Origin of the sequence: Bartonella sp. B10834G3 (assembly GCF_016102505.1) — a bacterium.
GTDB classification, from domain to species: domain Bacteria; phylum Pseudomonadota; class Alphaproteobacteria; order Rhizobiales; family Rhizobiaceae; genus Bartonella; species Bartonella choladocola.
Genome location: NZ_JACFOM010000001.1, coordinates 275,342 through 300,407, shown reverse-complemented (window position 1 = coordinate 300,407; position 25,066 = coordinate 275,342). Strand labels below are relative to the sequence as shown.

24 protein-coding genes and 1 tRNA gene are annotated in these 25,066 nt (G+C 45.0%); 18 read left to right on the top strand and 7 right to left on the bottom strand.

The genetic code is table 11. From position 1 onward, the window contains the following. Window positions 1-12 precede the first annotated feature (12 nt). Window positions 13-669: a flagellar hook assembly protein FlgD gene (gene flgD, locus H3S94_RS01265; RefSeq protein WP_369805682.1), complete on the top strand. Its 657-nt coding sequence runs from the start codon at window positions 13-15 to the stop codon at window positions 667-669. A gap of 22 nt (window positions 670-691) precedes the next feature. After that, window positions 692-958 carry a flagellar biosynthesis protein FliQ gene (fliQ, locus tag H3S94_RS01260; RefSeq protein ID WP_077991086.1) on the top strand — a complete coding sequence of 89 codons (267 nt, stop codon included), beginning with the start codon at window positions 692-694 and terminating at the stop codon, window positions 956-958. A gap of 962 nt (window positions 959-1,920) precedes the next feature. On the opposite strand, the gene H3S94_RS01255 is transcribed toward fliQ, so the two are convergent. Together H3S94_RS01255 and purU are read right to left on the bottom strand one after the other, a co-directional pair. Beyond that, entirely contained in the window at window positions 1,921-2,544 is a 624-nt protein-coding gene (locus H3S94_RS01255; RefSeq protein ID WP_198240063.1) for a hypothetical protein, read from the bottom strand. 525 nt (window positions 2,545-3,069) lie between these two features. After that, window positions 3,070-3,954 (bottom strand): formyltetrahydrofolate deformylase, encoded by an 885-nt coding sequence (purU, locus tag H3S94_RS01250; protein WP_198240465.1) that lies wholly within the window; start codon window positions 3,952-3,954, stop codon window positions 3,070-3,072. Between the two features lie 221 nt (window positions 3,955-4,175). Here purU and phnN point away from each other — a divergent pair, with 221 nt between their 5' ends. Next, a complete protein-coding gene (gene phnN / locus H3S94_RS01245) occupies window positions 4,176-4,877 on the top strand; it encodes a phosphonate metabolism protein/1,5-bisphosphokinase (PRPP-forming) PhnN (RefSeq protein ID WP_198240062.1) in 702 nt (233 codons plus the stop codon). 323 nt (window positions 4,878-5,200) lie between these two features. Here phnN and H3S94_RS01240 read toward each other — a convergent pair whose 3' ends face one another. Both H3S94_RS01240 and H3S94_RS01235 read right to left on the bottom strand, forming a co-directional pair. Beyond that, complete coding sequence (locus H3S94_RS01240; RefSeq protein WP_077991099.1) at window positions 5,201-5,452, bottom strand: hypothetical protein; 252 nt, start codon at window positions 5,450-5,452, stop codon at window positions 5,201-5,203. Between the two features lie 395 nt (window positions 5,453-5,847). Further along, window positions 5,848-5,921 (bottom strand) — tRNA-Gln (locus H3S94_RS01235). Between the two features lie 330 nt (window positions 5,922-6,251). Between H3S94_RS01235 and H3S94_RS01230 the strand changes: the two genes are divergently transcribed. The 12 genes from H3S94_RS01230 (at window position 6,252) to H3S94_RS01175 (ending at window position 18,172) form a co-directional block, all read left to right on the top strand. Then, window positions 6,252-7,664, top strand: coding sequence for a Ppx/GppA phosphatase family protein (locus tag H3S94_RS01230; protein ID WP_246786387.1), 1,413 nt, complete (start codon window positions 6,252-6,254; stop codon window positions 7,662-7,664). Beyond that, window positions 7,661-8,383: an RlmE family RNA methyltransferase gene (locus tag H3S94_RS01225; RefSeq protein ID WP_198240060.1), complete on the top strand. Its 723-nt coding sequence runs from the start codon at window positions 7,661-7,663 to the stop codon at window positions 8,381-8,383. The genes H3S94_RS01230 and H3S94_RS01225 overlap by 4 nt, the downstream gene beginning before the upstream one ends. A gap of 485 nt (window positions 8,384-8,868) precedes the next feature. Next, window positions 8,869-9,891 carry a GTPase ObgE gene (gene obgE, locus H3S94_RS01220; protein ID WP_198230701.1) on the top strand — a complete coding sequence of 341 codons (1,023 nt, stop codon included), beginning with the start codon at window positions 8,869-8,871 and terminating at the stop codon, window positions 9,889-9,891. 6 nt (window positions 9,892-9,897) lie between these two features. Further along, entirely contained in the window at window positions 9,898-11,022 is a 1,125-nt protein-coding gene (proB, locus tag H3S94_RS01215; protein ID WP_198240059.1) for a glutamate 5-kinase, read from the top strand. Between the two features lie 151 nt (window positions 11,023-11,173). Further along, a complete protein-coding gene (locus tag H3S94_RS01210; protein WP_198240058.1) occupies window positions 11,174-12,433 on the top strand; it encodes a glutamate-5-semialdehyde dehydrogenase in 1,260 nt (419 codons plus the stop codon). Window positions 12,434-12,459: 26 nt separating this feature from the next. Beyond that, complete coding sequence (locus tag H3S94_RS01205; RefSeq protein WP_077994452.1) at window positions 12,460-13,053, top strand: nicotinate-nucleotide adenylyltransferase; 594 nt, start codon at window positions 12,460-12,462, stop codon at window positions 13,051-13,053. Between the two features lie 107 nt (window positions 13,054-13,160). Continuing rightward, on the top strand, window positions 13,161-13,619 hold the full coding sequence (gene rsfS, locus H3S94_RS01200) for a ribosome silencing factor (protein WP_369805681.1): 459 nt from the start codon (window positions 13,161-13,163) through the stop codon (window positions 13,617-13,619). A 1-nt stretch (window position 13,620) separates the two neighbouring features. Next, complete coding sequence (gene rlmH, locus H3S94_RS01195) at window positions 13,621-14,103, top strand: 23S rRNA (pseudouridine(1915)-N(3))-methyltransferase RlmH (RefSeq protein WP_198240057.1); 483 nt, start codon at window positions 13,621-13,623, stop codon at window positions 14,101-14,103. Window positions 14,104-14,203: 100 nt separating this feature from the next. Continuing rightward, on the top strand, window positions 14,204-15,469 hold the full coding sequence (locus H3S94_RS01190) for a murein hydrolase activator EnvC (protein ID WP_246786386.1): 1,266 nt from the start codon (window positions 14,204-14,206) through the stop codon (window positions 15,467-15,469). Further along, window positions 15,459-16,769, top strand: a complete 1,311-nt coding sequence (locus tag H3S94_RS01185; RefSeq protein WP_077991129.1) for a S41 family peptidase — start codon at window positions 15,459-15,461, stop codon at window positions 16,767-16,769. Before H3S94_RS01190 ends, H3S94_RS01185 begins: the two co-directional genes overlap by 11 nt. A gap of 209 nt (window positions 16,770-16,978) precedes the next feature. After that, on the top strand, window positions 16,979-17,509 hold the full coding sequence (locus tag H3S94_RS01180; protein WP_198240056.1) for an RNA pyrophosphohydrolase: 531 nt from the start codon (window positions 16,979-16,981) through the stop codon (window positions 17,507-17,509). Window positions 17,510-17,617: 108 nt separating this feature from the next. Continuing rightward, window positions 17,618-18,172 (top strand): invasion associated locus B family protein, encoded by a 555-nt coding sequence (locus tag H3S94_RS01175; protein ID WP_077991133.1) that lies wholly within the window; start codon window positions 17,618-17,620, stop codon window positions 18,170-18,172. 89 nt (window positions 18,173-18,261) lie between these two features. Here H3S94_RS01175 and H3S94_RS01170 read toward each other — a convergent pair whose 3' ends face one another. Beyond that, entirely contained in the window at window positions 18,262-20,706 is a 2,445-nt protein-coding gene (locus tag H3S94_RS01170; protein ID WP_198240055.1) for a heavy metal translocating P-type ATPase, read from the bottom strand. 201 nt (window positions 20,707-20,907) lie between these two features. Here H3S94_RS01170 and H3S94_RS01165 point away from each other — a divergent pair, with 201 nt between their 5' ends. Continuing rightward, window positions 20,908-21,327 (top strand): helix-turn-helix domain-containing protein, encoded by a 420-nt coding sequence (locus tag H3S94_RS01165; RefSeq protein ID WP_198240054.1) that lies wholly within the window; start codon window positions 20,908-20,910, stop codon window positions 21,325-21,327. 26 nt (window positions 21,328-21,353) lie between these two features. On the opposite strand, the gene H3S94_RS01160 is transcribed toward H3S94_RS01165, so the two are convergent. Beyond that, complete coding sequence (locus H3S94_RS01160) at window positions 21,354-21,566, bottom strand: heavy-metal-associated domain-containing protein (protein ID WP_077991139.1); 213 nt, start codon at window positions 21,564-21,566, stop codon at window positions 21,354-21,356. A gap of 112 nt (window positions 21,567-21,678) precedes the next feature. Between H3S94_RS01160 and H3S94_RS01155 the strand changes: the two genes are divergently transcribed. Next, on the top strand, window positions 21,679-23,016 hold the full coding sequence (locus H3S94_RS01155) for an MFS transporter (protein ID WP_198240053.1): 1,338 nt from the start codon (window positions 21,679-21,681) through the stop codon (window positions 23,014-23,016). Between the two features lie 165 nt (window positions 23,017-23,181). Beyond that, entirely contained in the window at window positions 23,182-23,475 is a 294-nt protein-coding gene (locus tag H3S94_RS01150) for a YggT family protein (RefSeq protein WP_077991146.1), read from the top strand. Window positions 23,476-23,568: 93 nt separating this feature from the next. On the opposite strand, the gene H3S94_RS01145 is transcribed toward H3S94_RS01150, so the two are convergent. Then, window positions 23,569-24,852, bottom strand: coding sequence for an MFS transporter (locus H3S94_RS01145; RefSeq protein ID WP_198240052.1), 1,284 nt, complete (start codon window positions 24,850-24,852; stop codon window positions 23,569-23,571). Window positions 24,853-25,066: the final 214 nt, after the last annotated feature.

Below are 25,066 nucleotides of genomic sequence, written 5' to 3'. Positions count from 1 at the left end.
AGGAGAAAGTTCATGACCATAAGTGCTGTAGACAATAATACATCAAGCCTTATGAAATATACTCCGGCAACCAATTCGGCTGCCGGAAAGTCCGCCGCAGCCACATCCAACTTTGCTTCAGAAACGCAAGCTGCATCCGACATGGATAATACGTCGAAGACAAATACATATGCTTCGACAAATACAAATACTTCGACAACATCAACAACGTCTTCAACTTCTGGTACGAGTAGTACAACTTCTTCCGGGAATACCACTGGAAGCAGCAGTACAACTACCAAGACGCCGAATGCAGATTATAATACTTTCATCAAGTTGCTTATTGCCCAGATGAAAAATCAGGATCCGACCAAACCAATGGATTCGACGGAATTTGTTTCACAATTGGCAAGTTTTTCGGCTGTCGAGCAGCAACAGCAGACAAATACCAAACTTGATACAATGGCACAATCGCTCAAGAACATTATGGTTGATGGGCCAATTTCCCGTGCGGAAGGTTATGTTGGAAAATATCTTTCATATACTGATGAAAAAGGCGTTGTTACTTCCGGTACTGTCCAGTCGGTTACAATTTATAGCGACGGTTTGATCGCCAAACTTGATAATGGAAAAGACTTGCTTATCGGGCCCGGCGTTACGGTCATGAATAGTCAACCGAAACAAGCTTGAATTTTGTTGCGGGAGCTTGAGAATGAATGAAGCCGATGCCGTCGATATGGTAACAGCCGCAGTATGGACCGTTTTGGTAGCAAGCGGTCCAGCCGTTGGTGCGGCTATGGCAATCGGCATTGTTATCGCTCTATTTCAGGCTTTGACGCAAATTCAGGAAATGACGTTAACTTTTATTCCTAAAATCGTTGTGATTTTTGTGGTTCTTGCTTTGACCGCTTCATTTGTAGGCGGCCAAATCTATTCATTTACCCAACTTGTTTATGGACGTATTGAAACCAGTTTCTAATTCCAATTGGCTGAAACTTGAACTATTGCAATGGCTTCAATGGGTTCAATTTTTTTGGTAGAACCGGAAATGGTTGCTATTCGGGCAATCCGGTCAGTAATATTGACGCGACAAACAAACGGAAAACATTGATTGAGTTGGACCCGCTTTCGGCTTTCTTTATGCTGTCGGCCATTTTGATGTCGTTCCGTAAATTGGATAAGTTGTCTCCTGGCAACGCCCGCCTCGATATAGATTTTCTAACCAATTTCCGTGAATGGTCTTGAACGACAACCGGTCTTCAATGAGTGAGAAAACCGGAATGGGTGAGAAAATCGGAGTAGAAATGATTACCATTACTGTCAAGATGTTGTAATGGTTACACGTATTTTCTACCGTTATAATGGTAACTGACTATCCGGTCTCTATTCCATAATGACGTGTTATCAATATTATCGAGCGATTTTATCTATATAAATTTGATAATTCGGAATGAAATAAACCGAAGGAGAATCCCTCTTTAGCTAATTTATAGTTTTCACCAATATAAATATTGTAATCCGCTATCTATGCTGACGTTTGAGCAATGCGGTTTTGATAAAAATCGACACACAATTTGAATTTATTTATGCCGATATAGGCAGACATAAGAATATTTTTAAAAAAAATTAAAAACACTATTCAAATATTTCAAATAAAAAGACAATCACAAATAAAAACTTGTTCAAAAATTCATTTTTTTAACTGAAGACAATAACAGAATGCAATTTTTCTCTAAAGTTTTATAAGCGGGCGTAACCCATCTCGATTATCATTTTTGTTAGAGGGATGAGATTTCAAGCAGCATTCGAGGGAACGATTTCAGGAAAATTTAGTAAACGTGCAGCTAAATAGGATTAGGCAAAAAATTAAAAATGGAAATAACGCCTATAGCAATTATTTCCATATTTATCAGGCTCATTCAGTCGTTATTTTTAAGGAAACTAAATATTTTCCTTCAATGTGTTGTTCTTGACGACATTGTTATCAATTTCAGGCTGATAGTCAGAATTTTCCGAACCGGTTTGCACATTTCCGGCGTTATCCGGCAAATTTTGTAAAGCATCATGAGATGCGCTATCAGTTCCTACACTACCATTCTTTTTATCGGCAGCTTTTACATCCGAAGGCAAATGCGGCAAACGTCCGTTGTTTTTCGACGTCGTCTTTGTATCATTTATTTTGCCACTATTATCTGCATGAACGCCCTTGGCAAGACGATCGTCTGTTGTTCCATCCGTATTTGTAACATCACCCGTATTATCGAATGACATTACTTTATTGTCTTCATTATCAGGAACCTTGATTGTTTGACCATCAATCCCTTTAACTTTCTTGCCATCGGCTTTCGACAAGCTGTCAGTTGCTTCGTTACTATTTACAGCATCATCGGATTGCCTTTGGACAGCCTCGAAAAGCTTCTCCATTTCGGCCCGTGCTTCTTCAAGATTTTTCTGATGCAGGGCTTCTTGAGACGCCGTTTGCTGTTCTTTTATCAGCTCGGTAATATGAGCCATGATTTCAGCGACACTCGCAGAGATCGGATAATGCGGCCGCGGTTCGACCATAGGAATTTGCTCCACAACCGAGTCGGTCCGAGCCGTCTTAGTTGATGGCACCGCTACTTGCACTGTCGTCAACGAACGGGTGCCTGATGTAGCATCAACCGGTTGCATAATTACTCTCCAAAAACTATCAACAAGCTCCAATCTTCATGATTTTTCTTGTTCCGTTTCGAGCTTCTCATAAGCCTATTTGGCATCATATTCTATTTTACGGAAAAAAGCAAGAATTCTTAGTAATTCCCGTTTTTATGAAGAAATAAAAGAATCAAATGCGGTCGGTCAGCAATAAGCCAATCCCCTGTTGCTAAATGACAATACAAACCGTTAAAAATTGTATTCATTTAATCAAGATATTATATCGTGCTTTATCTTGCTATTCAAAACAATTTTTCCCGATCTATTATAGGCGAATATCTTAACGCTATTGTTCGTATATTTAGATTTGCCCGTATAATGATTATTTTAGTCGCCCCGAATATGTTTTGAAAATTGATGTCGAGACGGCAGTAAACCGGTTTGCGACCATTATCACCCCATACGTTCGGAAGCATAACTTCCAGGAGTGGCCGGAAATACGACGGTGCGATTGTCGTTGATGAAAACACGATGATGGATATGTGCGTGAATTGCCCGTGCTAAAACTTGAGCTTCGACATCTCTACCAAGTGCAACATAATCGTCGGCATTCTGTGCATGTGTGACGCGAACAATATCCTGCTCGATTATCGGTCCTTCATCAAGATCGGCTGTTACGTAATGTGCGGTTGCACCGATTATCTTTACACCACGTTGAAAGGCTTGCTTATAGGGATTAGCGCCTTTGAAACTCGGTAAAAAAGAATGGTGAATGTTGATAATCCGTCCGGACATTTCTTTGCATAAGCGATCTGACAGGATTTGCATGTAACGGGCAAGCACCACCAATTCGGTATGTGTTTCGGTGATGATTTCAAACAGGCGATCTTCGGATTCCTGTTTGCGGTCTTTGTGGACAGGAATATGGTAAAAAGGCAGGTCATTATTGACAACCAATTTCTGGTAATCAAGATGGTTGGAAATGACCCCGACGATGTCAATCGGCAGCGCACCTATTCTCCAGCGGTAAAGCAAGTCGTTCAGACAATGTCCGAACTTGGAAACCATGATGAGCACCTTCATGCGTTCGCTCGAATCGAAGAAATGGGCGTCCATCGAAAATTCCCGCGCAATAGGCTGGAAGCTTTGTTCAAGGTCATGAATATTTTTTCCGCCTTCGCTATCAAAACCGATGCGACAGAAAAATTTTCCCGAAATCGGGTCGTCAAACTGGGAACTATTGACAATATTACACGTGTTTTTTGCCAAAAATGTAGAAATAGCGGCGACTATACCCCGCTTTGCAGGACAAACTACAGTTAACACAAAGCTCGACATTGTCATTTAATCAAGGTTTCCTATCAGCCGGTTTTGAATATTTCAACGATTTGGAAGTTGGTTACTCTCGTCTTTAAGTAGAGATTATGAATATAAGGTTATTTTTGTTTTTTCCATGAATGACGGAACCCTCTCTTTTTTCATTATCTTTTTTTTAAGTTTTGTTGAAATAACATGGAAATTGTCGCCTTAACGATATAAAATATCGGAAATTCCCTCGCATGATGGAACGGGAAATTTTAAGTCTTTCAGGCGTATCCAATTTGTCTTCAAGTAAAAATACAGGGTGGTTTGTGGCGGTTGTCGGACCGAGCGGTGCGGGAAAAGACACAATCATCAATGCTGTCCGTAAGATTGTGAAAGATCAACCCGATTTTTTGTTTATACGTCGAACAATTACACGAAAAGCGGGAATATCCGGCGAAGCTCTACAAGCCGGAACCAAGATAAACATAGGCAATGAAGACAATATAGCCGTTTCGGAAGACGAATTTTTGAAGCTATCAAAAAACCATGCATTTTCCATGGAATGGTTTGCTCATGGAATTCATTACGGTTTGCCGAAGAATATTGCCGATAATATTAAACGGGGCAAAATTGTCATAGCAAATATTTCCCGTGAATATCTGGAAGCGGCAAAACAGATGTTCGGACGTATTTTTGTTGTGGAAGTCAATGCGGACATTTCAATTTTAAGAAAACGACTCATCATGCGAAACAGAGAGCAAGCGGAGGATATAAAAGAAAGATTGGGGCGTGCGAATGTGGCAATCCATTTGCCTGTAGGGGCGGGGTATTGCTATATTGATAACTCCGACAATTTGCAGCACGCGGTTGAAAAATTGCTATCGGTTCTTGAAATTTTGGCAGCCGGAAAAATACCCGATATTTCCGATAAGGCGAAGTCAAGCAAAAATAGATAAAAATAACCTTGTTGTTTTCTCGTATAGTTTCTGATGCGCGTCTTTTATTGTCAAAAACTCTTTTGAAAGAAAATGCCGTTTTGCCATAAGTTATTGAAATGGCAATGACCGGTATTTTTCGCAACTTTTTCCCGCCACAAACCGATGTCACTATCAAGCGTCAGGTTGAATCATCGGGATAAACGGGTTCTCGCCCTGATGTCGATTAATATCCTGAAAATTGCAGAAAAATTATTTCCGGAAAAATCCCCGCGGGGAATTGGAGGCGTTAGACAGGCCTCCGCCCCGATGCCGGAAGTTTAATGCCCGACAAATCGAACCGGTTATTCCGGCTCGCCTTTATCCGGCTCACTGGTAAACAGATTTTCACCGACGACATCTCTGTCCTCGTCACTTAAGGGGTTTTCTATATCTTCCTGCCTTTTGTTGCGTGGGCGGAATTCACCATTATCTTCGCCGGTTACGTCATCAAAAATATCAACCGTATCGACCGGACCATTTTTTTCGTCATCCTGTTCGTCGATTTTTTCAACGTCTACTACTTTTACATGTTTGTGCTTATCGTCATTGGTCATTGTAAAATTTCCTGTATTCTTTCGTCCGTTTAGATGTGTGGTCAAAGTGGGTAGACTGCAAGATTAGCCCATTTTTTTATTAGATAAGTAAATGGAGTAAATTTCAACTGCGGCAATTTACCGTTCATTTTGGAAAGGCGCATCAATAAATGAGAATAGTGGTTGTTCCAGAGCCTCTTCAAATACCATTTACGAAATTGGCGTCGCACTCAAAAAAAGCTTGGAGACTTTAAAATTCAAGGGTGAAAATTCGACAATTCCAACAAGTAATGCATAAGCCGCAGATAATGCATAAGCCGCAGATTATTGTTCTGAAGACTGTCTAACCAGTTCCGCAAAATGTTGAGCCGTAAGGCTGTGGAACGCTCGAAAAGTCAAATTTTAAAAGGAAATATTGGCTGGGGAACCTGGATTCGAACCAGGACTGACGGAGTCAGAGTCCGCAGTTCTACCGTTAAACTATTCCCCAGCATTTCTGCTTCAAGCGAGAACAGCATGGCTTTTAACATATCCAGTTCAAGATACAAGCCTAAACTTGAGAAAATAATTTTGCGGGTCAACAATCTCTCGATCGGCGAAAACTTGCCATCAACAACAAGCGGGATGCATGGCCGGAAAATCCGGTATCTTTTTTCAAACACATCATCAATCGACAATCTTGCAATTTTTAAAAAAATGAAGAAGGGCGTCTCCGGCTATTGGTAAAAACGACTAACGCTGTTACATTATAGGTAACGATAGCTCATGAAGTGTCCATTGCGAGAAAATGTCTCCTTGGCACTTTGAAGGAAAGATAAAGATGACTCCGTTGATCGACAACCCGAAAGGGTCGGAACGGGGAAAGCCTGGCGGAGATGGTGCGAAAGGTTTGCACGACCGCTTGGAAAGGCACGAAGATGGTGGCACGGTGCCGCCTTTAGCAGGGTCTTTTGCTGTTCCCTCATCCAAGAAGAAGCGCGCGAAACGGCGCCAAAAAGGTAGATTACGCGAGCATGGCGAAAGCTCATATGAAGGTGGAGCTGAAAAAGTCCATCATAGTAAAAAACGTTCGCGCAAAACGCCAATATTGACCAAACCACAAGGTGATGATGCCCGGTCGAAACGTGAGACAAAAAGCGTTCTCGCAAATGATGTCAATAAACATAGTCATCCGTCGCGCGCTCGCGCGCAGAAAGTTCCGCTTTATGCGGCACTTGATCTTGGTACCAATAATTGTCGTTTACTAATAGCTGCTCCAACGAAACCCGGCCATTTTCATGTCATTGACGCATTTTCGCGTATTGTGCGTTTGGGGGAAGGTTTGGCGCGGACAGGTCGCCTTAATGAAAACGCGATGGAACGGGCTATCGAAGCACTCAAAGTTTGTCGTTTGAAACTCGATCAACGAAAAATAAGGCGGTGTCGTCTCATTGCTACAGAAGCATGCCGATCGGCAGAAAACGGAAAAGTTTTTATCGAACGGGTTGCACGGGAAACAGGAATCAATCTTGAAATTATTGATCGCGAAACAGAAGCGCGATTGGCCGTTGCAGGTTGCGGCACACTGGTCGAAGAAGATACCGACGCAATTGTCGTTTTTGACATAGGCGGAGGTTCATCCGAAATTGTTTTGATCGACCGGTCGAAGAAACGGTCGCCGCGACTGGCTGAACATATTATTGCCTGGACATCGTTACCTGTTGGCGTCATTACTTTGGCCGAACGTTTTGGCGGGGAAAATGTCTCTGTCGATGATTTTGAAAAAATGAAAGATTATGTTCGCTCTTTGTTAAAAGGTTTTAAAGGGCGCGATAAATTGGGTGCTTTGGCGAAAAGCCCCCATTTTCATCTACTGGGAACTTCCGGCACAGTGACCACGCTTGCCGGAATCCATCTGGAACTTGCAAAATATGACCGTCGTCTGATCGACGGTATTTGGCTTAAAAATGATGATGTCGAACGTATGACCAAACGGTTGCTTTCGTGGAATTTGGCCGAACGCGTTGCAAACCCGTGTATTGGTCATGACAGGGCCGATCTGGTGCTTGCCGGTTGCGCTATCCTTGACGTTATCAGGGAAGAATGGCCAGCCGAACGTTTGCGGGTGGCTGATCGTGGTTTGCGTGAAGGGATATTGACCGAATTGATGTCACGCGATGGAGCCTGGCGCAAACGCCGTCATCTGAACGAGCGGTTTTATCTGCGAAAAAATCATGGAAGTGAACGTTTATGACAACAAAAAGGACAGGTGCACATGCAGGCGGGCGGGGTGGAGCCGGCACGCATGAACTCCACACAAGAGTGAAAAAGAAAGCCGGAACGATAAAAGCTTCCTCACGGCGGTGGCTTGAACGTCACCTGAACGACCCTTATGTGCATCAATCGAAAATTGACGGTTATCGTTCACGGGCCGCGTATAAACTTATCGAAATCAATGAACGGTATCATCTCTTGAAAAAAGGCCAGAAGATTATTGATCTCGGTGCTGCTCCGGGTGGGTGGTGTCAGGTGGCAGCCAATATTGTCGGCTCCACCAACGATCATCCTTCTGTCGTCGGTATTGATTATCTCCATGTAGACCCGTTACCGGGTGTTACAATGCTGGAAATGGATTTTCTCGATGATAATGCGCCTCAAAAGCTCATGGATGCGTTAGGTGCGAAGCCTGATCTTGTTATATCCGATATGGCAGCACCAACGATCGGCCACAAGCAAACCGATCATATCAGGACAATTCACCTTTGCGAGGTTGCCGCAGATTTCGCTATATCGGTTTTGAAGCCGGGCGGGCATTTTCTTGCCAAAACCTTCCAAGGCGGGGCAGAAAATGAATTGCTGACAACGCTTAAACAGAATTTTAAAAAAGTCTATCATGTCAAACCGCCGGCAAGCAGGGCTGAATCAGTGGAACTTTATTTGTTGGCCTATGAGTTTAAAGGTAAACCGGCCTGAACCGGTTTATCCGACTGTCGCGTGAAGCATTTGTTGTTCCGGAAAAGCGCTATAAAATCCGTTTTTTGAAAAACCATCGGTATGAAACTTTTTTTCTTCAATCCAATCGGAAAAAGGTCGGCAAACCAAAAAGTATAAACAATAATGCTGAAATCATCGGGTTTATCTTCTTTTTTTGAATGCCTGTCCAATTGATAGCGGATATTGAAATTAGGCGAATTTTTCAGCCCGCTTTAAAAAGCAGGGCAAATCCGGCATTTATGATGATTGGCAAGATTGCGAAAGTTTATAAAACCGGTAGCAGCAAAAAGGTGTCTCATAATCCGCTTCTCTTCGCCGAAATCACTGATTGTGCTGACTTTTTGCCTGTAATTGACAAAACGGGCAAGTCAAATATTTCGCCATCTATCAATTATGTTGTCTCTATGGCGTTGTTTGAAACTTTGCGCTATGAGAGGAGCCAAGACCAACGAAGAGTATGAATAATGAAATTTCTCGATCAGGCGAAAGTTTATATCCGTTCCGGAGATGGCGGAGCAGGTGCAGTTTCTTTCCGGCACGAGAAGTTTCTCGAATTTGGCGGGCCGGATGGTGGCGACGGTGGTCGTGGCGGCGATGTCTTTGCGGTTGCCGTCGAGGGGCTCAATACATTGATAGACTATCGCTATCAGCAGCATTTCAAGGCTAAAACCGGTATGCATGGCATGGGGCGCAACATGACAGGCGCCAAAGGCGCCGATGTTATATTGAAAGTACCGGTTGGCACGCAAATTTTTGAAGAAGATAATCAAACGCTGATTTGCGATTTGACAAAGGTCGGGCAAAAATTCTGTCTGGCGAAGGGGGGAAATGGCGGTTTTGGCAATCTTCATTTTACCACTTCAACCAATCGGGCGCCCCGTCGCGCCAATCCCGGACTTGAAGGTGTCGAACGTACTCTATGGTTGCGTTTGAAATTGATTGCCGATTGCGGACTTGTCGGCCTTCCGAATGCCGGAAAGTCGACTTTTCTTGCCTCTGTTACCGCTGCAAAACCCAAAATTGCCGATTATCCGTTTACGACATTGCATCCCCATCTTGGAGTGGTGCGTATTGACGGGCGTGAATTTGTTCTTGCGGATATTCCCGGTCTTATAGAAGGCGCCCATGAAGGTATCGGCATTGGTGACCGCTTTTTGGGGCATGTCGAACGTTGTCGGGTTTTGCTCCATCTTGTTTCTGCTCAGGAAGAGGATGTCGTCAAGGCGTATGAGATTATCCGCGAGGAACTTGCAGCCTATGGTCACGGGCTTTCGGAAAAACCGGAAGTTGTTGCCTTGAGCCAAATTGATATTCTTGATGAAGAAACAAAACAGACAAAACAAAAACAACTTGAACAAAAATCAGGGAAAAAAGTCCACCTGTTATCTGCAGTCACACATGAGGGAACCGAAACTGTGTTGCGTTCCATTGCGCGGATTATCGAAGAAAGTCGCAAAGAGGATTCAGAAAGAGCAGCCGGGGAATAGAGATTTATGGTGCAGGAACTAAAAAAGCTCGATCAATATAAGCGGATTGTTGTCAAAATCGGATCAGCTCTTCTTGTCGATCGCAAGCATGGTCTGAAAGTCGAATGGCTTGAAAGTCTGATTAATGATGTAGCCGGATTGGAAAAAAAGGGGGTCGAGATTCTTTTGGTATCCTCCGGCGCTATCGCCTTGGGGCGCACATTGTTGAAATTGCCTTCAGGTTCGCTTAAACTCGAACAAAGTCAGGCTTGCGCGGCAATCGGTCAGATCGAGCTTGCAAAAGCCTATGGCGCGGCACTTTTACACCATGGCTTGATGACTGGGCAGATTCTTCTCACCCTCATTGATACGGAAGAGCGCCGCCATTATCTCAATGCAAGGGCAACAATCAATACATTGCTGAATTTGGGTGCGGTTCCTGTTGTTAACGAGAACGATACGGTTGCAACCGGTGAAATCCGTTATGGCGATAATGATCGTCTGGCAGCACGCGTTGCCACAATGATGGGAGCCGATCTTCTTATTCTTTTGTCCGATATTGACGGCCTTTATTCTGCGCCGCCGCATCTTGACGACCATTCGCAGTTCATTCCCTATATCAGGGCGATTAATCCCGCCATTGAAAAAATGGCAGGGCAGGCTGCGTCCGAATTATCGCGGGGGGGAATGAAAACAAAACTTGAAGCAGGAAAAATTGCCAATCAATCCGGAACGGCCATGATTATTACATCGGGCAAACGCCTCAATCCCCTGGCTGCTATTGATCGTGGCGAGAGAGCGAGTTTTTTTGCAGCGAGCGAAAAGCCCGTCAGTGCATGGAAAACATGGATTTCCGGTCAGCTTGATCCGTCGGGTACATTGACGATTGACGAGGGAGCTGTCCGTGCCTTGAAAAGAGGAAAATCGCTTCTTGCTGCAGGCGTTATTGCCCTTGAAGGTAATTTCCATCATGGCGATACAGTGGCGATCGTCGACAAGGACAATCAGGAAATAGCAAGAGGCCTTGTAAGTTATGATCGGGAAGAGGCCGATCGTATTATCGGATTGAAAAATTCCGAAATAGAAACGGTTCTGGGTTACGAACCAAGATCGGCGATGGTTCATCGCAATGACATGGTTTTGCGGAATTAGCCGGAATGACTTTAACGGTCATGTTTTATACGTTAAGCGGGTTATATTTTTAAACCGGCTCAAGAATAATTGTGCTTATATTTATATTGAGTTATCGGCTTTGATGTGTCTAACTACCGGATGACATGTGTTTAATTAAGGGAAGCGTTTCATGACAAGTTTGCATGATAGTCTATTGAAGATGGGGAAAGATGCCCGTTCGGCTGCCCGAACGCTGGCGCTTACCCCCTCACACCAGAAGACGCAAGCGCTTGAAGCTATCGCAAAAAATATCCGCGATTTTAAAGACAATATATTGTCGGCCAATGCCAAAGATATCGAAAACGCACGAAAAAATGGCATGAGTGCGGCTCTTGTCGACAGGCTGTTATTGGATGAAAAACGTGTTTTGTCGATCGCTGATGCTGTTCATACAATTGCCAATCTTCCTGATCCTGTTGGCGAAATTATGAGCGAATGGAAGCGCCCGAACGGGTTACAAATCCAGCGCGTTCGCACACCGCTTGGCGTGATAGGCGTTATTTATGAGAGCCGGCCCAATGTGACTGCCGATGCAGGTGCTTTATGTCTGAAAGCGGGAAATGCTGTTATTCTGCGCGGTGGTTCCGACAGTTTCCTGTCATCCAAAGCCATTCATGAAGCGATGGTTGAAGGCTTGAAGTCTGCAAATCTTCCTGAAAAATCAATCCAGTTTGTCGACACAGTCGATCGTGATGCGGTGGGTGAATTGCTTACCGGACTTGATGGCAATATCGACGTTATTGTTCCAAGAGGTGGCAAAAGTCTTGTTGCACGTGTGCAACGGGAAGCACGCGTTCCTGTGTTTTCGCACCTTGAAGGTTTGTGCCATATCTATATTGATAAATCTGCCGATCTCGATATGGCAAAGAAGATTGTCATTAATGCAAAATTACGCCGCACAGGGATATGTGGTGCCGTTGAAACCATTCTTGTTGACAGGAAAATTGCCGACAAGATTGTGCCGGTTATTATTGCACTGCAACAGGCGGGCTGCGAAATACGTGCAAGCGAAGACCTCGTTGATAAAATTCCCGGTGCCAAATTGGCGACAGAAGCAGACTGGTCAACCGAATATCTTGACGCCATTGTATCAATCAAAACAGTAGAGGGTGTTGAGGGTGCTATAGAGCACATCAACCGTTATTCATCCCACCATACGGAATCGATTATTGCGGAGGATAAAAAGACGGTTGAACTGTTTTTCAAGAGTCTTGATTCAGCTATACTTATGCACAATGCATCGACACAGTTTGCCGATGGTGGCGAGTTTGGTTTCGGTGGAGAAATCGGTATTGCAACGGGCAAAATGCATGCACGTGGTCCGATCGGTGTCGAACAATTGACGACATTCCAATATCATGTCAACGGTAACGGACAGATACGCCCTTGAATGACGTTTTCCGATATGAAAACAAAATGCCGCATTGTGAAAGCGGCAACCGGATAGGCCTGTTTGGCGGGTCATTCAATCCGCCACATGAAGGGCATTTGCTGGTTGCCAAAATTGCGCTTCGCCGGTTGAAACTTGATGAATTATGGTGGATGGTGACGCCCGGAAACCTTCTGAAAGACAGAAGCGGGCTTTTGCCACTTCATGAAAGAATGCGGTTAAGTGCCGAACTTGTCGACAACCCGCGGATAAAAATTACCGGCTTTGAACAGTCGATCAAATCCTACACTTCTGTTACAACGCTTTCCTATATACTTGCCCGCCATCGCAATATCCGCTTTGTCTGGGTCATGGGCGCCGACAGTCTTGCGACATTTCACCAATGGCAGGAATGGAAGAAAATCGTCAATACCATTCCGATCGCTATTATCGACCGCCCTTCAGCTTCGATGTCGGCGCTTTTTTCACCTATGGCGGAAACATTCCGGAAATTCCGTGTTAAAGAATATGATGTAGCCGCATTGCCGTATAAAAAACCTCCCGCATGGGGATATATCCATGGTCGACGCTCTTTTGCGTCTTCAACCGACCTGCGGCAAAAACAGTCATCCAAGGGCTGAGAGACAACGTCGAAACGCTTCGGAAAATGCCGATTTTCCTTGAAAAAAAACATTAAGTCTGTAACCATTATAAACGAAAAACAAGAATTCATATTCGGGTTCAAAAGGTGAATAATCTGAAAAAATCTCTAAAAACTTCAAAGATACAACAATCAGGAAAAGGCATTGGGGCGCAAGACAATGCAGGCAATGCCGATTCGGATTTGATTGTCGAGAATAATTTAAAGCGGGTCTTGACCAGTCTTGATGATACAAAGGCCGAAAATATTGTTACGATTGATCTGCGTGGCCGTTCTCCATTAGCCGATTACATGGTGATTGCTTCGGGCGGCTCACAACGTCACGTTTCGGCATTGGCCGACCATCTCCTTTATGCGGTCAAAGATTTCAATAATGGTCCAACCAAAGTAGAAGGCCTTAGCGAGTGTGATTGGGTGCTGATTGATCTTGGTGACATTATCGTTCACCTGTTTCGCCCCGAAACACGGGAATTCTACAATCTCGAAAAGATGTGGGGACAACCGGAAAATGATGACGCTGTCGCTTTGAGAATTGGAGAAAATTGACGTGCAAATTTCGGTATTTGCCGTTGGTCGTATGAAAAAAGGACCGGAAAGCGAACTCGCCAGCCGTTATTTCGACAGGTTTTCCAAATTGGCTCCATCTTTGGGGTTAAATTTTCACACTGTCCATGAAATTGTCGAAAGCCGATTACAAAATGCAAGCCAGAGAATGGAAGAAGAGGGTGAGAAACTCCTCGGCTCCTTGCAGGAAGGGGGACGGCTTATCGTTCTTGACGAACGCGGAAAATCGATGACATCGGTTCATTTTGCGAAAATGCTGGAAGATTTTCGTGACAGCGGAAGCAAACATTTGACCATTGCTTTAGGCGGTCCCGACGGACATTGCGAAAAAGTGCGACAGCGCGCGGATTTGCTATTATCCTTTGGTGCCATGACATGGCCGCATCAGATTGCCCGCATTTTGCTTAGCGAACAACTTTACCGCGCCGCAACAATTTTGAGCGGTCATCCTTATCATCGTATCTGAATATATAAAGCAGAATCAAAATCCGGTTCGTGTTAACATGATCTTAGGGTAAACAGTCTAGTTTTGTTGTTTTGGATTTGAGTGAACTTCTATAGGAAAAATGTCACGTTTTGTCATCGGAGATGGTGCGAAAATTATCCCGCGTCTATTGGCGGGGGCCATGGTTTTTTGTGCCTTGTTTTATCCGGCTTTCAAAGCTTTTGCAGATCAGGATGCAAATAAGGAAGCCGCCGGTAAAGCTTTGGATGACATACGTCAGACAATGACGATTTCGCGACAAAAAATGGCGGAACTCGCAAGTCAGGTTGACAATCTGAAAAAAGATCAACGAACCTTGACGGGCGAAATTGTCAAAGCGGCGAAGAACGAACGGGAGAGTTCACAAAAAATAGCCGATAGCGAAGTCAAGCTGAAAGAATTGCTTGATGAAAAGTCGAAGGTCAACCAGAACCTTGAAAGTCGACGGGCTGAATTTTCCGAAGTTCTGGCAGCCCTCGAACGGATGGGGCTTAATCCGCCTCCGGCTATTCTGGTCGAGCCTGATGACGCACTCAAGTCGGTGCGCAGTGCCTCACTTTTGGGAACACTCGTGCCGGAAATGCGAGAGAAAACGCTGGCACTTTCGGCAAGCCTGAAAGATTTGACCAAAGTGCAAAACGCCATACAGGCTGAACATGAGAAGATGAAGAGTGAGGTGCAATTGCAGGTCGAACAACAAAGGCGATTGGCCTTGTTGCTTGAAGAAAAAGCAAAATTGCAAAAGACTTCCGAAAGCGAGTTGACGACACAAAGAAAAACTGTTCAGGAACTTTCAGAAAAAGCGAAATCTCTTGAAGATTTGATAGCCGAACTTGACCGGCAATCGCGCCAGGCGACAACGGGTGGCGATACGACAGTTGAAAATGCCGGTTTGTTGCAAAATCTGGATTTCGAGGCAAAAAAGGGGAGCCTTATGTTGCCGGCTGCCGGTAAGCTCGTCCAGAAGTTCGGTGCAAATAACGGGGCAGCTCTCGGTGATACAGTTGAAACCCAACCCGGAGCAATCGTAACTGCACCGGCCGACGGAGTGGTTGCCTATGCAGGGCCTTTCCGTTCATATGGCGAGTTGGTTATTCTTGATACCGGACAAAATTATCATATATTGCTAGCTGGAATGGACAAGATTTATGTTGCCCAAGGGCAATTTTTGTTGTCAGGTGAGCCGGTAGGCACAATGGGGAGTCAACAAATTGCTAGTGCGGCTTCTTTGGATATAGGCAAAAGCACTCCGATGCTTTACATTGAATTCAGAAAACAAGGTAAACCTGTAAGTCCGGCACCGTGGTGGGTAGCTGGTAAGTCGGGAAGGAACCAGAATGATTCGTAAATTGACCGTTTTAGCCGCCGGTGCACTGCTTGGCGCAAGTTCAATGATTATGATGCAATCTTTTGCAGCTAATAGTGATGGCGACACCTACAAGCAGCTTGCTATTTTTGGCGATGTGTTCGAGCGTGTGCGGGCACAATATGTAACAGTGCCGGACGATAAAAAGCTCATTGAAAATGCAATCAACGGTATGTTGACCTCGCTTGATCCCCATTCATCCTATATGAATGCCGAAGAGGCAAAGGATATGCGGGTTTCCACCAAAGGTGAATTTGGTGGCTTGGGCATTGAAGTCACAATGGAAAATGATCTTATAAAGGTTGTTTCCCCAATGGATGATACGCCTGCCTCGAAAGCCGGGGTTTTGGCCGGAGACCTGATTTCAAAGATTGATGATGAACAGGTGCGCGGGCAGACTTTGAACGATGCCGTCAGCAAAATGCGCGGCGAAGTTGGCAAGCCGATCAAGTTGACAATCATTCGCAATGGCGTGGACAAACCTTTGGAAATCACTGTTATTCGCGATATTATCAAGGTCAAGGCCGTCAAATATCGTGTCGAGGGTGACATCGGTTATTTGCGTCTTATCCAGTTTACCGAACAAACTTACGATGACCTTCAAGCAGCCATTAAAGACATCCAGTCAAAAATTCCTGCCGACAAGCTCAAAGGCTATGTTCTGGATCTGCGTTTGAATCCGGGGGGCTTGCTCGATCAGGCTGTGAGTGTGTCGGATGCGTTCCTTGACAAAGGGGAAATTGTTTCAACGCGCGGGCGCGATCAGGCGGAAGTTATGCGCTTTGACGCCAAGCCCGGCGATATTTCCAACGGCAAACCTTTGATTGTGCTCATTAATGGTGGTTCGGCCAGTGCTTCCGAAATTGTTGCCGGTGCTTTGCAGGATCATCGCCGTGCGACAATTCTTGGCACACAATCTTTTGGCAAAGGTTCGGTGCAAACAATTATTCCGCTTGGCGATAACGGCGCTCTACGTTTGACAACAGCTCTTTACTATACGCCTTCAGGTTCCTCGATTCAGGGGAAGGGGATCACACCGGATATCAAGGTGGATCAACCATTGCCCGATGAATATAAAGGCTATGACGTAAACTTGGGTGAGTCCGAGTTGAAAGGACATATCAAGGGCAATCAGGAGGATGATAAGGGATCAGGCTCTGCCGCCTTTGTTCCGAAGGATCCGAAAGACGATATCCAGCTCAATGAAGCCTATAAATTGCTTCGTGGCGAGATGGCAAATGCCGCCTTTCCTCCGAACCCGCAAAAAGGCGTTCCCAATTGAACGGAATAAAAGCGCGTCCAACGCGCTTTTTATTTGCGCAAATGTGCCGTTAATATTACGCTTTGAATATTATCAATATTAGACGGGCAGAGGTAATTTCAAAAATATAAATTGATGTTGTTGGTTTTTTCGAAACCGTTATAGAGTTTATATAGAATCTCGGACGAACAATGCGGTTGGTAGGATATTGGTAGGATATTGGTAAGATAATGACAAAAAGTGATAGTGAGAAACAAAAAAAACCGATGGATTTGCCTTATCGTAAATGCGTCGGTATAGCCTTGTTCAACAAAAACGGCCAAGTCTGGGCGGGACGGCGTATTACAAACAGGTTAAGCGAGCTTAAAGGTGCTTCCAAAATCTGGCAAATGCCACAAGGAGGTATCGACAAGGGCGAAGAGCCGATTGATGCGGCCAAACGCGAACTTTACGAGGAAACCGGTGTTCACTCTATAGAGTTGATCGAGGAAACAGAGGGCTGGGTCACTTATGATTTGCCTGAAGAGCTTGTCGGTATTGCTTTAAAAGGGAAATATCGTGGCCAGACGCAAAAATGGTTTGCTTTCCGCTTTTTGGGTGATGACACGGAAATAGCAATCAATCCGCCGCCGGAAAACAATGCAGCAGAATTCGATCAATGGAAGTGGGTGGATCTCGAAGCTCTTCCGATGATGGTCGTGCCTTTTAAACAAGCTGTATATGAAAAAGTTGTTGCCCAGTTCAGGCATATTGTTTGTTAATATAGTAAGCTGGAAGAAAAATTGTCTGGTTTGAAAGACTGACATCCTTTATACGGGTAAACAGAATTTTAAATATTGGGTATAAATAATTCGGAAGAGAATATTCAAATGAAGGGTTTACTCTACTCCTTTTTTGCTGTCGGTCTGCTATTTTCCAGTTTTTCGGCTCAGGCCGCCAATGATAAGGAGGTCAAACCGGGTTCTGCTACATTGCCGAATGGTGCGTCGTCGCTTACTGAAACCTATGGTTTGTGGACTGTCAATTGCGCTGTGCAAAATGGTGAAAAAGCGTGTGCTCTTCTTCGTCAGGAAGTCAATAATCAGAACCAGCCGGTTATCAGCATGAATGTGTCGACCAATAATAACGGCGATGTATCCGGCGTTCTGGTTGTGCCTTTCGGTATTCTGGTTTCCAAACCGGTGAAGCTTCAGGTTGACGACACCAAGGTTGTGATTGAAACAAATGTTCGCACATGTATGCCGGTTGGCTGTATTGTGCCTGTTGCTTTTGACAAGACATCAATAGCCGGCTTGCGCAGTGGCAAACAACTGAACGTCAAAGCAACATCTGCCGGTAATGGAGAACAGGTTCTGGACAATCTCTTTGTTCAGCTTGACGGTTTCGGATCGGCACTTGATCGTTTGGGAGCACTTAAGAAATAAGCAGCAGACATTTGCCTGTTTAATCATTAACGCTTGAAAACGTATGAAAAATGGCTCTTGCGAGCCATTTTATTTTTTTGAATTACAACTTATTTTTTGAATAACAAAAGCCGTAATGCGTTGAGTGTGACGAGAACCGTTGCACCTGTATCTGCCATAACCGCAAGCCAAAGTCCTGTAATGCCGAAGATTGTTGTCAGCAGGAAGATCAACTTCAAGCCGAGCGCTATGGCAACATTTTCTTTAATATTCAACATTGTCGTGCGGGCTAGCGAAATCAGTGTGGGAATATCGCTCACACGGTTGCGCAATATTGCTGCATCGGCAGTTTCCAATGCCACATCGGTTCCCGATCCCATAGCAATGCCGACATTTGCGGCTGCAAGCGCTGGTGCATCATTGATACCATCGCCCACCATAGCAACGATATGATTTTTTCCAAGTTCGTTGATCGCTGCCACTTTCATTCCGGGCATCAATTCGGCTTTGACAGAAATTCCGAGTTTTCGTGCAATGGCTTCACCGGTCAATCTGTTGTCTCCGGTAAGCATGACTGTTTCGATTTTTAAACGATGCAGTTGATCCAAAGCATTCATGGCATCGTCTCTTGGTTCGTCACGCATTGCAATAACGCCGATTGCCTTGCCATCATGATGGACAACAATGACTGTTTTTCCCTCATTCTCGAATTTGTCGGCACTCGTTTGCAATGCTTCACCGATAATGCCGTAGTCGTGAGAAAATCTCGGCGCGCCAATGAAAACCGGTTTGCCGTTCCATTCAGCGGTAATGCCTTTACCGGCAACAGCTTTTACATCTTTTACCGGAACGGCTTCTATTTTACGCTTTCCGCTTTCTGTTATGATAGCAACAGCTAACGGGTGGCTCGATTCCCGTTCGAGGGCGACAGCAAGTTGCAATACCTCGTTTTCCGAATATTCGGTTGCGACAACATCAGTCACAATCGGCATGCCTTTTGTCAAAGTACCGGTTTTATCGAATGTGATGCAATCGACTTTCGATAAGGCCTCGACAACATTGCCACCCTTTACCAGAAGCCCTTGGCGGGTTCCTGCCGAAAGCCCCGATGCAATGGCTGCCGGCACAGAAATAACCAGCGCACAAGGACAACCGATCAGCAACAAAGCCAATGCGCGATATGTCCATTCCTTCCATTGCCCGTCAAAGAGCGGGGGAATAATGGCGACAAGGATCGCAATACCGACGATAATCGGCATATAAATTTTTGCAAAAGCGTCGATAAAGCGTTGTGTGGGGGCTTTTGCATCCTGCGCTTCTTCAACCAGAGAAATGATACGCGCGATCGTATTATCGGCGGGCCTGGTTTCGACGCGAATGCGCAAAGCGGATTCATTATTGATGGAACCGGCGAAAACTTTGCTATTGACCGTCTTTGTCACAGGAATGGATTCACCTGTAATCGGCGATTCATCGACACCCGATGTCCCATCGACAACAACACCATCCGCCGGTATACGGTCACCGGGGCGAGCAAGGACAATGTCGGCAATTTGAAGACTGTCAGCAGGGACTTCTTCAAGCTTCCCGTGAACTTCCTTCCATGCTGTCTTGGGGGTAAGTTTGCTTAATGACTTTATACCAGCGCGGGCATGGCCTGTTGCAACACCTTCAAGCACTTCGCCGACGCAAAACAGGAAAACAACGACAGCCGCTTCCTGTGTCGCATTGATAAAAATTGCACCGATTGCTGCAATTGTCATCAACATTTCGATGGTAAAAGGGCTACCGTTTTTCAATGCGGCAAATGCCCTTTTTGCGACAGGCAGAAGCGAGACGAGCGCAGCAATTGTGAAGAACCAGAATGTTAAGTCAGGTAAAAAAGTCGAGGCAATATAGGCCAATGCCAATAAGACACCGGAAAAAATAGCCACTTTACCTTTCTGTGTCTTATACCACGATTTTTCTTCATTGTGTTGGTGTGGCTGGTCACTATCAATTTTATAAAGACGATAGCCAAGCGAGCTTACTGTTTTTTCGATGTCTTCGGGGCTGACGCGGCTTTTATCCGCTTTCAAAGACAGTCTTTCTCTGGTGAGTGAAACATGGACATTCTCGACGCCGGACATGCGTTCCAAGGCGGTGGTAATTGTTCTGGCACAGGCCGCGCAATCCATGCCCTCGACGCGCCATAAAGAGTCATTTCCCGCCTCTAACCGCGGATCATCTTCGACGATTTTTTCATCCTCGTCATCATGGTCATGAGAATGGGAATGATTGTGGTGTTCATGGGAATGCTCGTGACAATGATCGCCACAACATTGATCGTCACTATGCTTATGGGAATCGTCATGACTGTGACCGGCGTGGGAGTGATGTTCATGATGGTGTTCCTCTTCCCCCACGGTCAACGACTTCTTTCCGGTGCGATGATGGTCGTTGTCGGCTGCGAGGGAGAGAATTTCATGGTGCTCTTTATTGTCGCTCACGGGATTATCCTTGCCGTGCTGTTGAGCGTGATTATGTGGAGCGGTTTTCTTTTCGACATCGGCCATAGGTCGTTTCTCCTCTTAAGGCTTTCCCGTCATGTATCAAAAATCCCAACACTGGAAATCGGAGAGCGATGGAGATAAATTTTTGAAATCCGGCTCTCGACATCCACGAACTGAAATTCCTTGAAAGGGCATTTCTGACTGTAGAAATCATTGTCGAATAATTATATAATTCCTGTAGTAACTACAGGTTCAAGAGGAAAAATGCAGAAAATTTATTTTTCAATTGGCGAATTATCAAAACATACGGGCTGCAATATCGAAACGATCCGTTATTATGGGAAAATTGGCCTCCTTGATGAGCCAGAGCGCACAGAAGGCAATCAACGCCGTTATGTCGAGGCGGATTACAAGCGCCTGTTATTCATTTTGCGAGCAAGAAATCTCGGATTTTCTATCGAAGCCATACGCCAGCTTATTGCATTATCCAAACATCCGGATGATCCATGCGGCGAAGCCGATACGATTGCGCACAAGCAACTTGCAGAAACACGTATGAAAATTGCACGATTGAAAATTCTCGAAAACGAACTGGAAAGAATAACAAAACCGTGCAGCGGTCATAAAATACACGAATGCAAGGTTATCGAAAGCCTTGCAGATACAAGCTCTCTTCAAGCTTGACCGCTTGAAGAGAGAAAAAAGCCCTTTTACAAAGCCTGAGGGGTATAGCCTTCTTCTTTTATAATCTCGGAGAGGCTCGCTTTATCCGTAACACCGCCAACCTTGACGAGGTGTTTGTCGAGCTCGATATTGACATCGGCAGACGGATATTTTTCTTTTATCGCATTGGTGATTGTTTTTACACAATGCCCGCATGTCATATCCTCTACCTTGAACAAGCTTGTGTTTTTCTCAGACATTTTTATATTCCTTTACCTATTGACTATTTACTATAATATGAGGGCTTCCTATAGGGTAAGGTCAAGGGTGGAGAATTGTTTATTTTGATAAAGCCCATAAAACAGGAAAAAGATGAAGTCTGCACGTAATTTGAATGGTGATGACATACGCACGCTGGGGCTGGCCTCTTTGGGGGGAGCGCTTGAATTTTATGACTTCATCATATTTGTATTTTTCACCGCCGAGATTTCGCATACGGTTTTGCCTGCGGAAATGTCGCCCTGGCTTGCCACAACATGGACTTACGGCATATTTGCTGCGGGTTATCTCATGCGCCCCATTGGCGGAATTGTCATGGCGCACCTTGGCGACAAGCTTGGACGAAAGCGGATTTTCACATTTTCAGTGCTTTTGATGTCACTTGCAACTCTGGGAATGGCGTTTGTGCCGACCTACAGTCATTTCGGGCTTGCGTCGCCACTCATTCTGTTATGCTGCCGGATGATGCAGGGGCTTGCTGTCGGGGGCGAAGTACCCGGTGCATGGACGTTTGTTGCAGAACATGTTCCCGAACGTCATGTCGGTTTGGCAACAGGTGTTCTGACTTCGGGTTTGTCACTCGGCATTTTGATCGGCTCGTTCATTGCATTTGCGATCAATCATATTGTTCATAACAATGTGTTGCCATGGCCTGAAAATGTAACAGATTTCTGGGGCTGGCGGGTTGCCTTTGTTATTGGCGGAATCTTCGGGCTTATCGCTGTCTGGCTCCGGCGTTTTTTGGAAGAAACGCCGATTTTCAAAGAGTTGAAAAGGAAGAAAGCCCTATCAAAAGACATTCCTTTGAAAGTGGTTTTGACACACTATTTGGGAAGCGTCAGCGTCGCTATATTGCTGACTTGGACATTATCGGCAACGGTCATGATTAGTACCTTGCTCACGCCGAATTATATGAAGGCAGCGCCTTATCATTATTCTGGCGATATTACACTTGCCGCCAATTCGATAACGAGTTTTTTCCTTATTCTTGGAACGCCGGTTGCCGGATTTCTTTGCGACCGTTTCGGGAGCGGCAAGTTCTTTACTTTTTCGGGAATTGCTTTTGCTATCGTTGTCTATATTTTTTATCACTGTGCAGGCTATTCGACGGGATTGTTTTTTGTGCTTTCCGCCTTTCTGGGCTTTTTCGCCGGTTATGTCGGTTCGGTCGCTTATGTGATTGTGCGCGGTTTTCCGGCAACTGTCAGGTTTTCGGGATTATCTTTTTCTTATAATATTGCTTATGCGATATTTGGCGGCTTGACACCGTGGGTCATCAATTTGATGCAACCGATCTTTCCGATGTTCCACATGTGGTATCTGATTGTTATTTCCCTGCTTGCAAGCCTTGTCGGGCTTTACTTCATTTTCTACGGAGAGAAAAAGCAAATGCCGATAGGAATTGAAGAACTGGAAACAGAGAATTTGTGATTATTGTTGACTGGAACGGAATTTGACCGGAATGGAATTGAGCCGGCAACTTTTAGCACTTCCGGCAGTTTTTAGGAAAAGCGTTAAAAGCCGGATAAAAAAGGCTTGCCCATTCTATGTCGGAATGGCAATTTCACTATCGACCGACGTTCAAAGGATTAGAGAATGATTTTTGCTTTACTATCTGTGATAGACCTTGTCTTTAGCGTTTATATCTTCATTCTCATTGCTGGCGCGGTATTTTCCTGGCTTTATGCATTCAACATTGTCAATCCGCACAATCCGCTGATTGCCGCAATCGGCAATTTCCTTTATCGTGCAACAGAACCTGTGCTTGCACCAATACGGCGCGTTTTGCCAAATCTCGGCTCAATCGACATATCGCCAATCGTTGTTTTCCTGATTATCTATTTTATCCGCATTTTTATGTGGCGCGCCTATTTCGGAGTCTTTTTCTGATATTTGAATATATCTGTCGATTGACAAATCAGCTAAAAAAATTGACAGTGGATGCGACCGACATCCCTTACTTACGCAATTGTTTAACTGCTTTTAGTGAACTTTTTTGTTCCGGCTTAAAAAGACTGCCCCCAAACACAGAATATTGGTGAAGATCAGATAGTAAGCCGGTGAGGCGGGATTACCTGTCAGTTTCAAAATCCACGTCACAACAATTTGCGCCGTTCCACCAAATAGAGAAATTCCCAACGCGTAGGAGATGGAAAAACCGGTTGCCCGCAATCTTTTCGGGAAACATTCACATAAAAATATGACAATTCCGGCACCACTAATATTTTGCAATGCCGTGAAAACGGTGATGACACCGAAAAAGACCCAAATATTATTATGCTGGTTGACGAGATAGAGGCCAGGCCAAAGGATAACAAGCAAAATAATACGCGGAATAACGATTGTTTCCCGCCGCCCGAACCTGTCGGCACAATAGCCGCCGATCAATGCAAAAATAACAACACCCACCCCCACAACAAAAGTGGCAAGCATGGCAAAATTCTCGCCATAGTGCAGCTCCGTCAAGGCATAGGTTGTTGTATAATTCAAGAAATATTGCGTGACGGTACTTCCGGAAAGAACGAATATTCCGATAAAAATCAAAGCACTGTGATGCTCGAATATTTCTTTCAGCAGTCCCTTTGTCGAGTTATTTTCGGATTTGTCTTCAAGTTGCAACGTTTCACCCAAATGGCGACGCATTAAAATTGCAATGGGTAGAATGCAAAGCCCAAGACCGAATGCAATCCGCCAGCCCCAATCGGTTTGTTGCTGGTGGCTTAAATCAAGGCTTAGAATATAACCGACCAAACCGGCGACTATGGCCGCGCTTCCTTGCGCTACAATTTGCCAACTTGCATAAAAAGCGCGTTTTCCCTGTGGGGCTGCTTCCATGATAAACGTTGTGGCAGGTCCTGCTTCGCCGCCCCATGCCAGTCCTTGTGCCAATCGCGCTACAACCAGTAATATTGGCGCAGCAATTCCGATTGTCTCGTAACCGGGCAGAAGAATAAGTCCGGCAGTGCCGATTGCCATCAACAACATTGTCAGGATCATTGCAGGTTTGCGTCCGACCTTGTCGGCATAGGTGCCGATGAGGATTGCCCCCAAGGGGCGGGCTATAAAACCTATGCCGAACGTAGAAACCGACAAAATCAGGCTTGAAAACGCATTATCAGACGGGAAAAAAGTTTTCCCGATCATGACTGCAAATGTTGTATAGACGATAAAATCATAGAATTCGACAGCATTGCCGACGGCAACCGCGGCAACATCACCTTTGGTGATGTGATGTTGTTTTTTAACTGTGTTTATACGGCCATCCATACATTAAAACCCTGTTGCGTCATTCTCGTCAGAATACAGGTTCGGCTTTTACCTGCATGTCTTGTTGAAGCTTCTACTTAAAAAAACGACCGGCAGCGACATGCTGTCGGAAGAATTTTTTGAAATATTTCCAATCACGAACCAGAAATATCAACCTGTTCAATCAGGCTAATGTTCTCGCCCGATTATTCCGGAATTGGCAAGAATTTAGGCA

What these genes read in the sequence shown, in the direction of transcription:
- H3S94_RS01255 (WP_198240063.1), bottom strand. Translation starts at nt 2,544, where the DNA reads ATGGTCGAACCGCGGCCGCATTATCCGATCTCTGCGAGTGTCGCTGAA.
- H3S94_RS01240 (WP_077991099.1), bottom strand. Translation starts at nt 5,452, where the DNA reads ATGACCAATGACGATAAGCACAAACATGTAAAAGTAGTAGACGTTGAA.
- H3S94_RS01205 (WP_077994452.1), top strand. Translation starts at nt 12,460, where the DNA reads ATGCCGCATTGTGAAAGCGGCAACCGGATAGGCCTGTTTGGCGGGTCA.
- H3S94_RS01210 (WP_198240058.1), top strand. Translation starts at nt 11,174, where the DNA reads ATGACAAGTTTGCATGATAGTCTATTGAAGATGGGGAAAGATGCCCGT.
- H3S94_RS01165 (WP_198240054.1), top strand. Translation starts at nt 20,908, where the DNA reads ATGCAGAAAATTTATTTTTCAATTGGCGAATTATCAAAACATACGGGC.
- H3S94_RS01185 (WP_077991129.1), top strand. Translation starts at nt 15,459, where the DNA reads ATGATTCGTAAATTGACCGTTTTAGCCGCCGGTGCACTGCTTGGCGCA.
- H3S94_RS01190 (WP_246786386.1), top strand. Translation starts at nt 14,204, where the DNA reads ATGTCACGTTTTGTCATCGGAGATGGTGCGAAAATTATCCCGCGTCTA.
- H3S94_RS01170 (WP_198240055.1), bottom strand. Translation starts at nt 20,706, where the DNA reads ATGGCCGATGTCGAAAAGAAAACCGCTCCACATAATCACGCTCAACAG.
- H3S94_RS01155 (WP_198240053.1), top strand. Translation starts at nt 21,679, where the DNA reads ATGAAGTCTGCACGTAATTTGAATGGTGATGACATACGCACGCTGGGG.
- H3S94_RS01160 (WP_077991139.1), bottom strand. Translation starts at nt 21,566, where the DNA reads ATGTCTGAGAAAAACACAAGCTTGTTCAAGGTAGAGGATATGACATGC.
- purU (WP_198240465.1), bottom strand. Translation starts at nt 3,954, where the DNA reads ATGTCGAGCTTTGTGTTAACTGTAGTTTGTCCTGCAAAGCGGGGTATA.
- H3S94_RS01175 (WP_077991133.1), top strand. Translation starts at nt 17,618, where the DNA reads ATGAAGGGTTTACTCTACTCCTTTTTTGCTGTCGGTCTGCTATTTTCC.
- fliQ (WP_077991086.1), top strand. Translation starts at nt 692, where the DNA reads ATGAATGAAGCCGATGCCGTCGATATGGTAACAGCCGCAGTATGGACC.
- obgE (WP_198230701.1), top strand. Translation starts at nt 8,869, where the DNA reads ATGAAATTTCTCGATCAGGCGAAAGTTTATATCCGTTCCGGAGATGGC.
- phnN (WP_198240062.1), top strand. Translation starts at nt 4,176, where the DNA reads ATGATGGAACGGGAAATTTTAAGTCTTTCAGGCGTATCCAATTTGTCT.
- flgD (WP_369805682.1), top strand. Translation starts at nt 13, where the DNA reads ATGACCATAAGTGCTGTAGACAATAATACATCAAGCCTTATGAAATAT.
- H3S94_RS01150 (WP_077991146.1), top strand. Translation starts at nt 23,182, where the DNA reads ATGATTTTTGCTTTACTATCTGTGATAGACCTTGTCTTTAGCGTTTAT.
- H3S94_RS01225 (WP_198240060.1), top strand. Translation starts at nt 7,661, where the DNA reads ATGACAACAAAAAGGACAGGTGCACATGCAGGCGGGCGGGGTGGAGCC.
- H3S94_RS01180 (WP_198240056.1), top strand. Translation starts at nt 16,979, where the DNA reads ATGACAAAAAGTGATAGTGAGAAACAAAAAAAACCGATGGATTTGCCT.
- H3S94_RS01145 (WP_198240052.1), bottom strand. Translation starts at nt 24,852, where the DNA reads ATGGATGGCCGTATAAACACAGTTAAAAAACAACATCACATCACCAAA.
- proB (WP_198240059.1), top strand. Translation starts at nt 9,898, where the DNA reads ATGGTGCAGGAACTAAAAAAGCTCGATCAATATAAGCGGATTGTTGTC.
- H3S94_RS01230 (WP_246786387.1), top strand. Translation starts at nt 6,252, where the DNA reads ATGACTCCGTTGATCGACAACCCGAAAGGGTCGGAACGGGGAAAGCCT.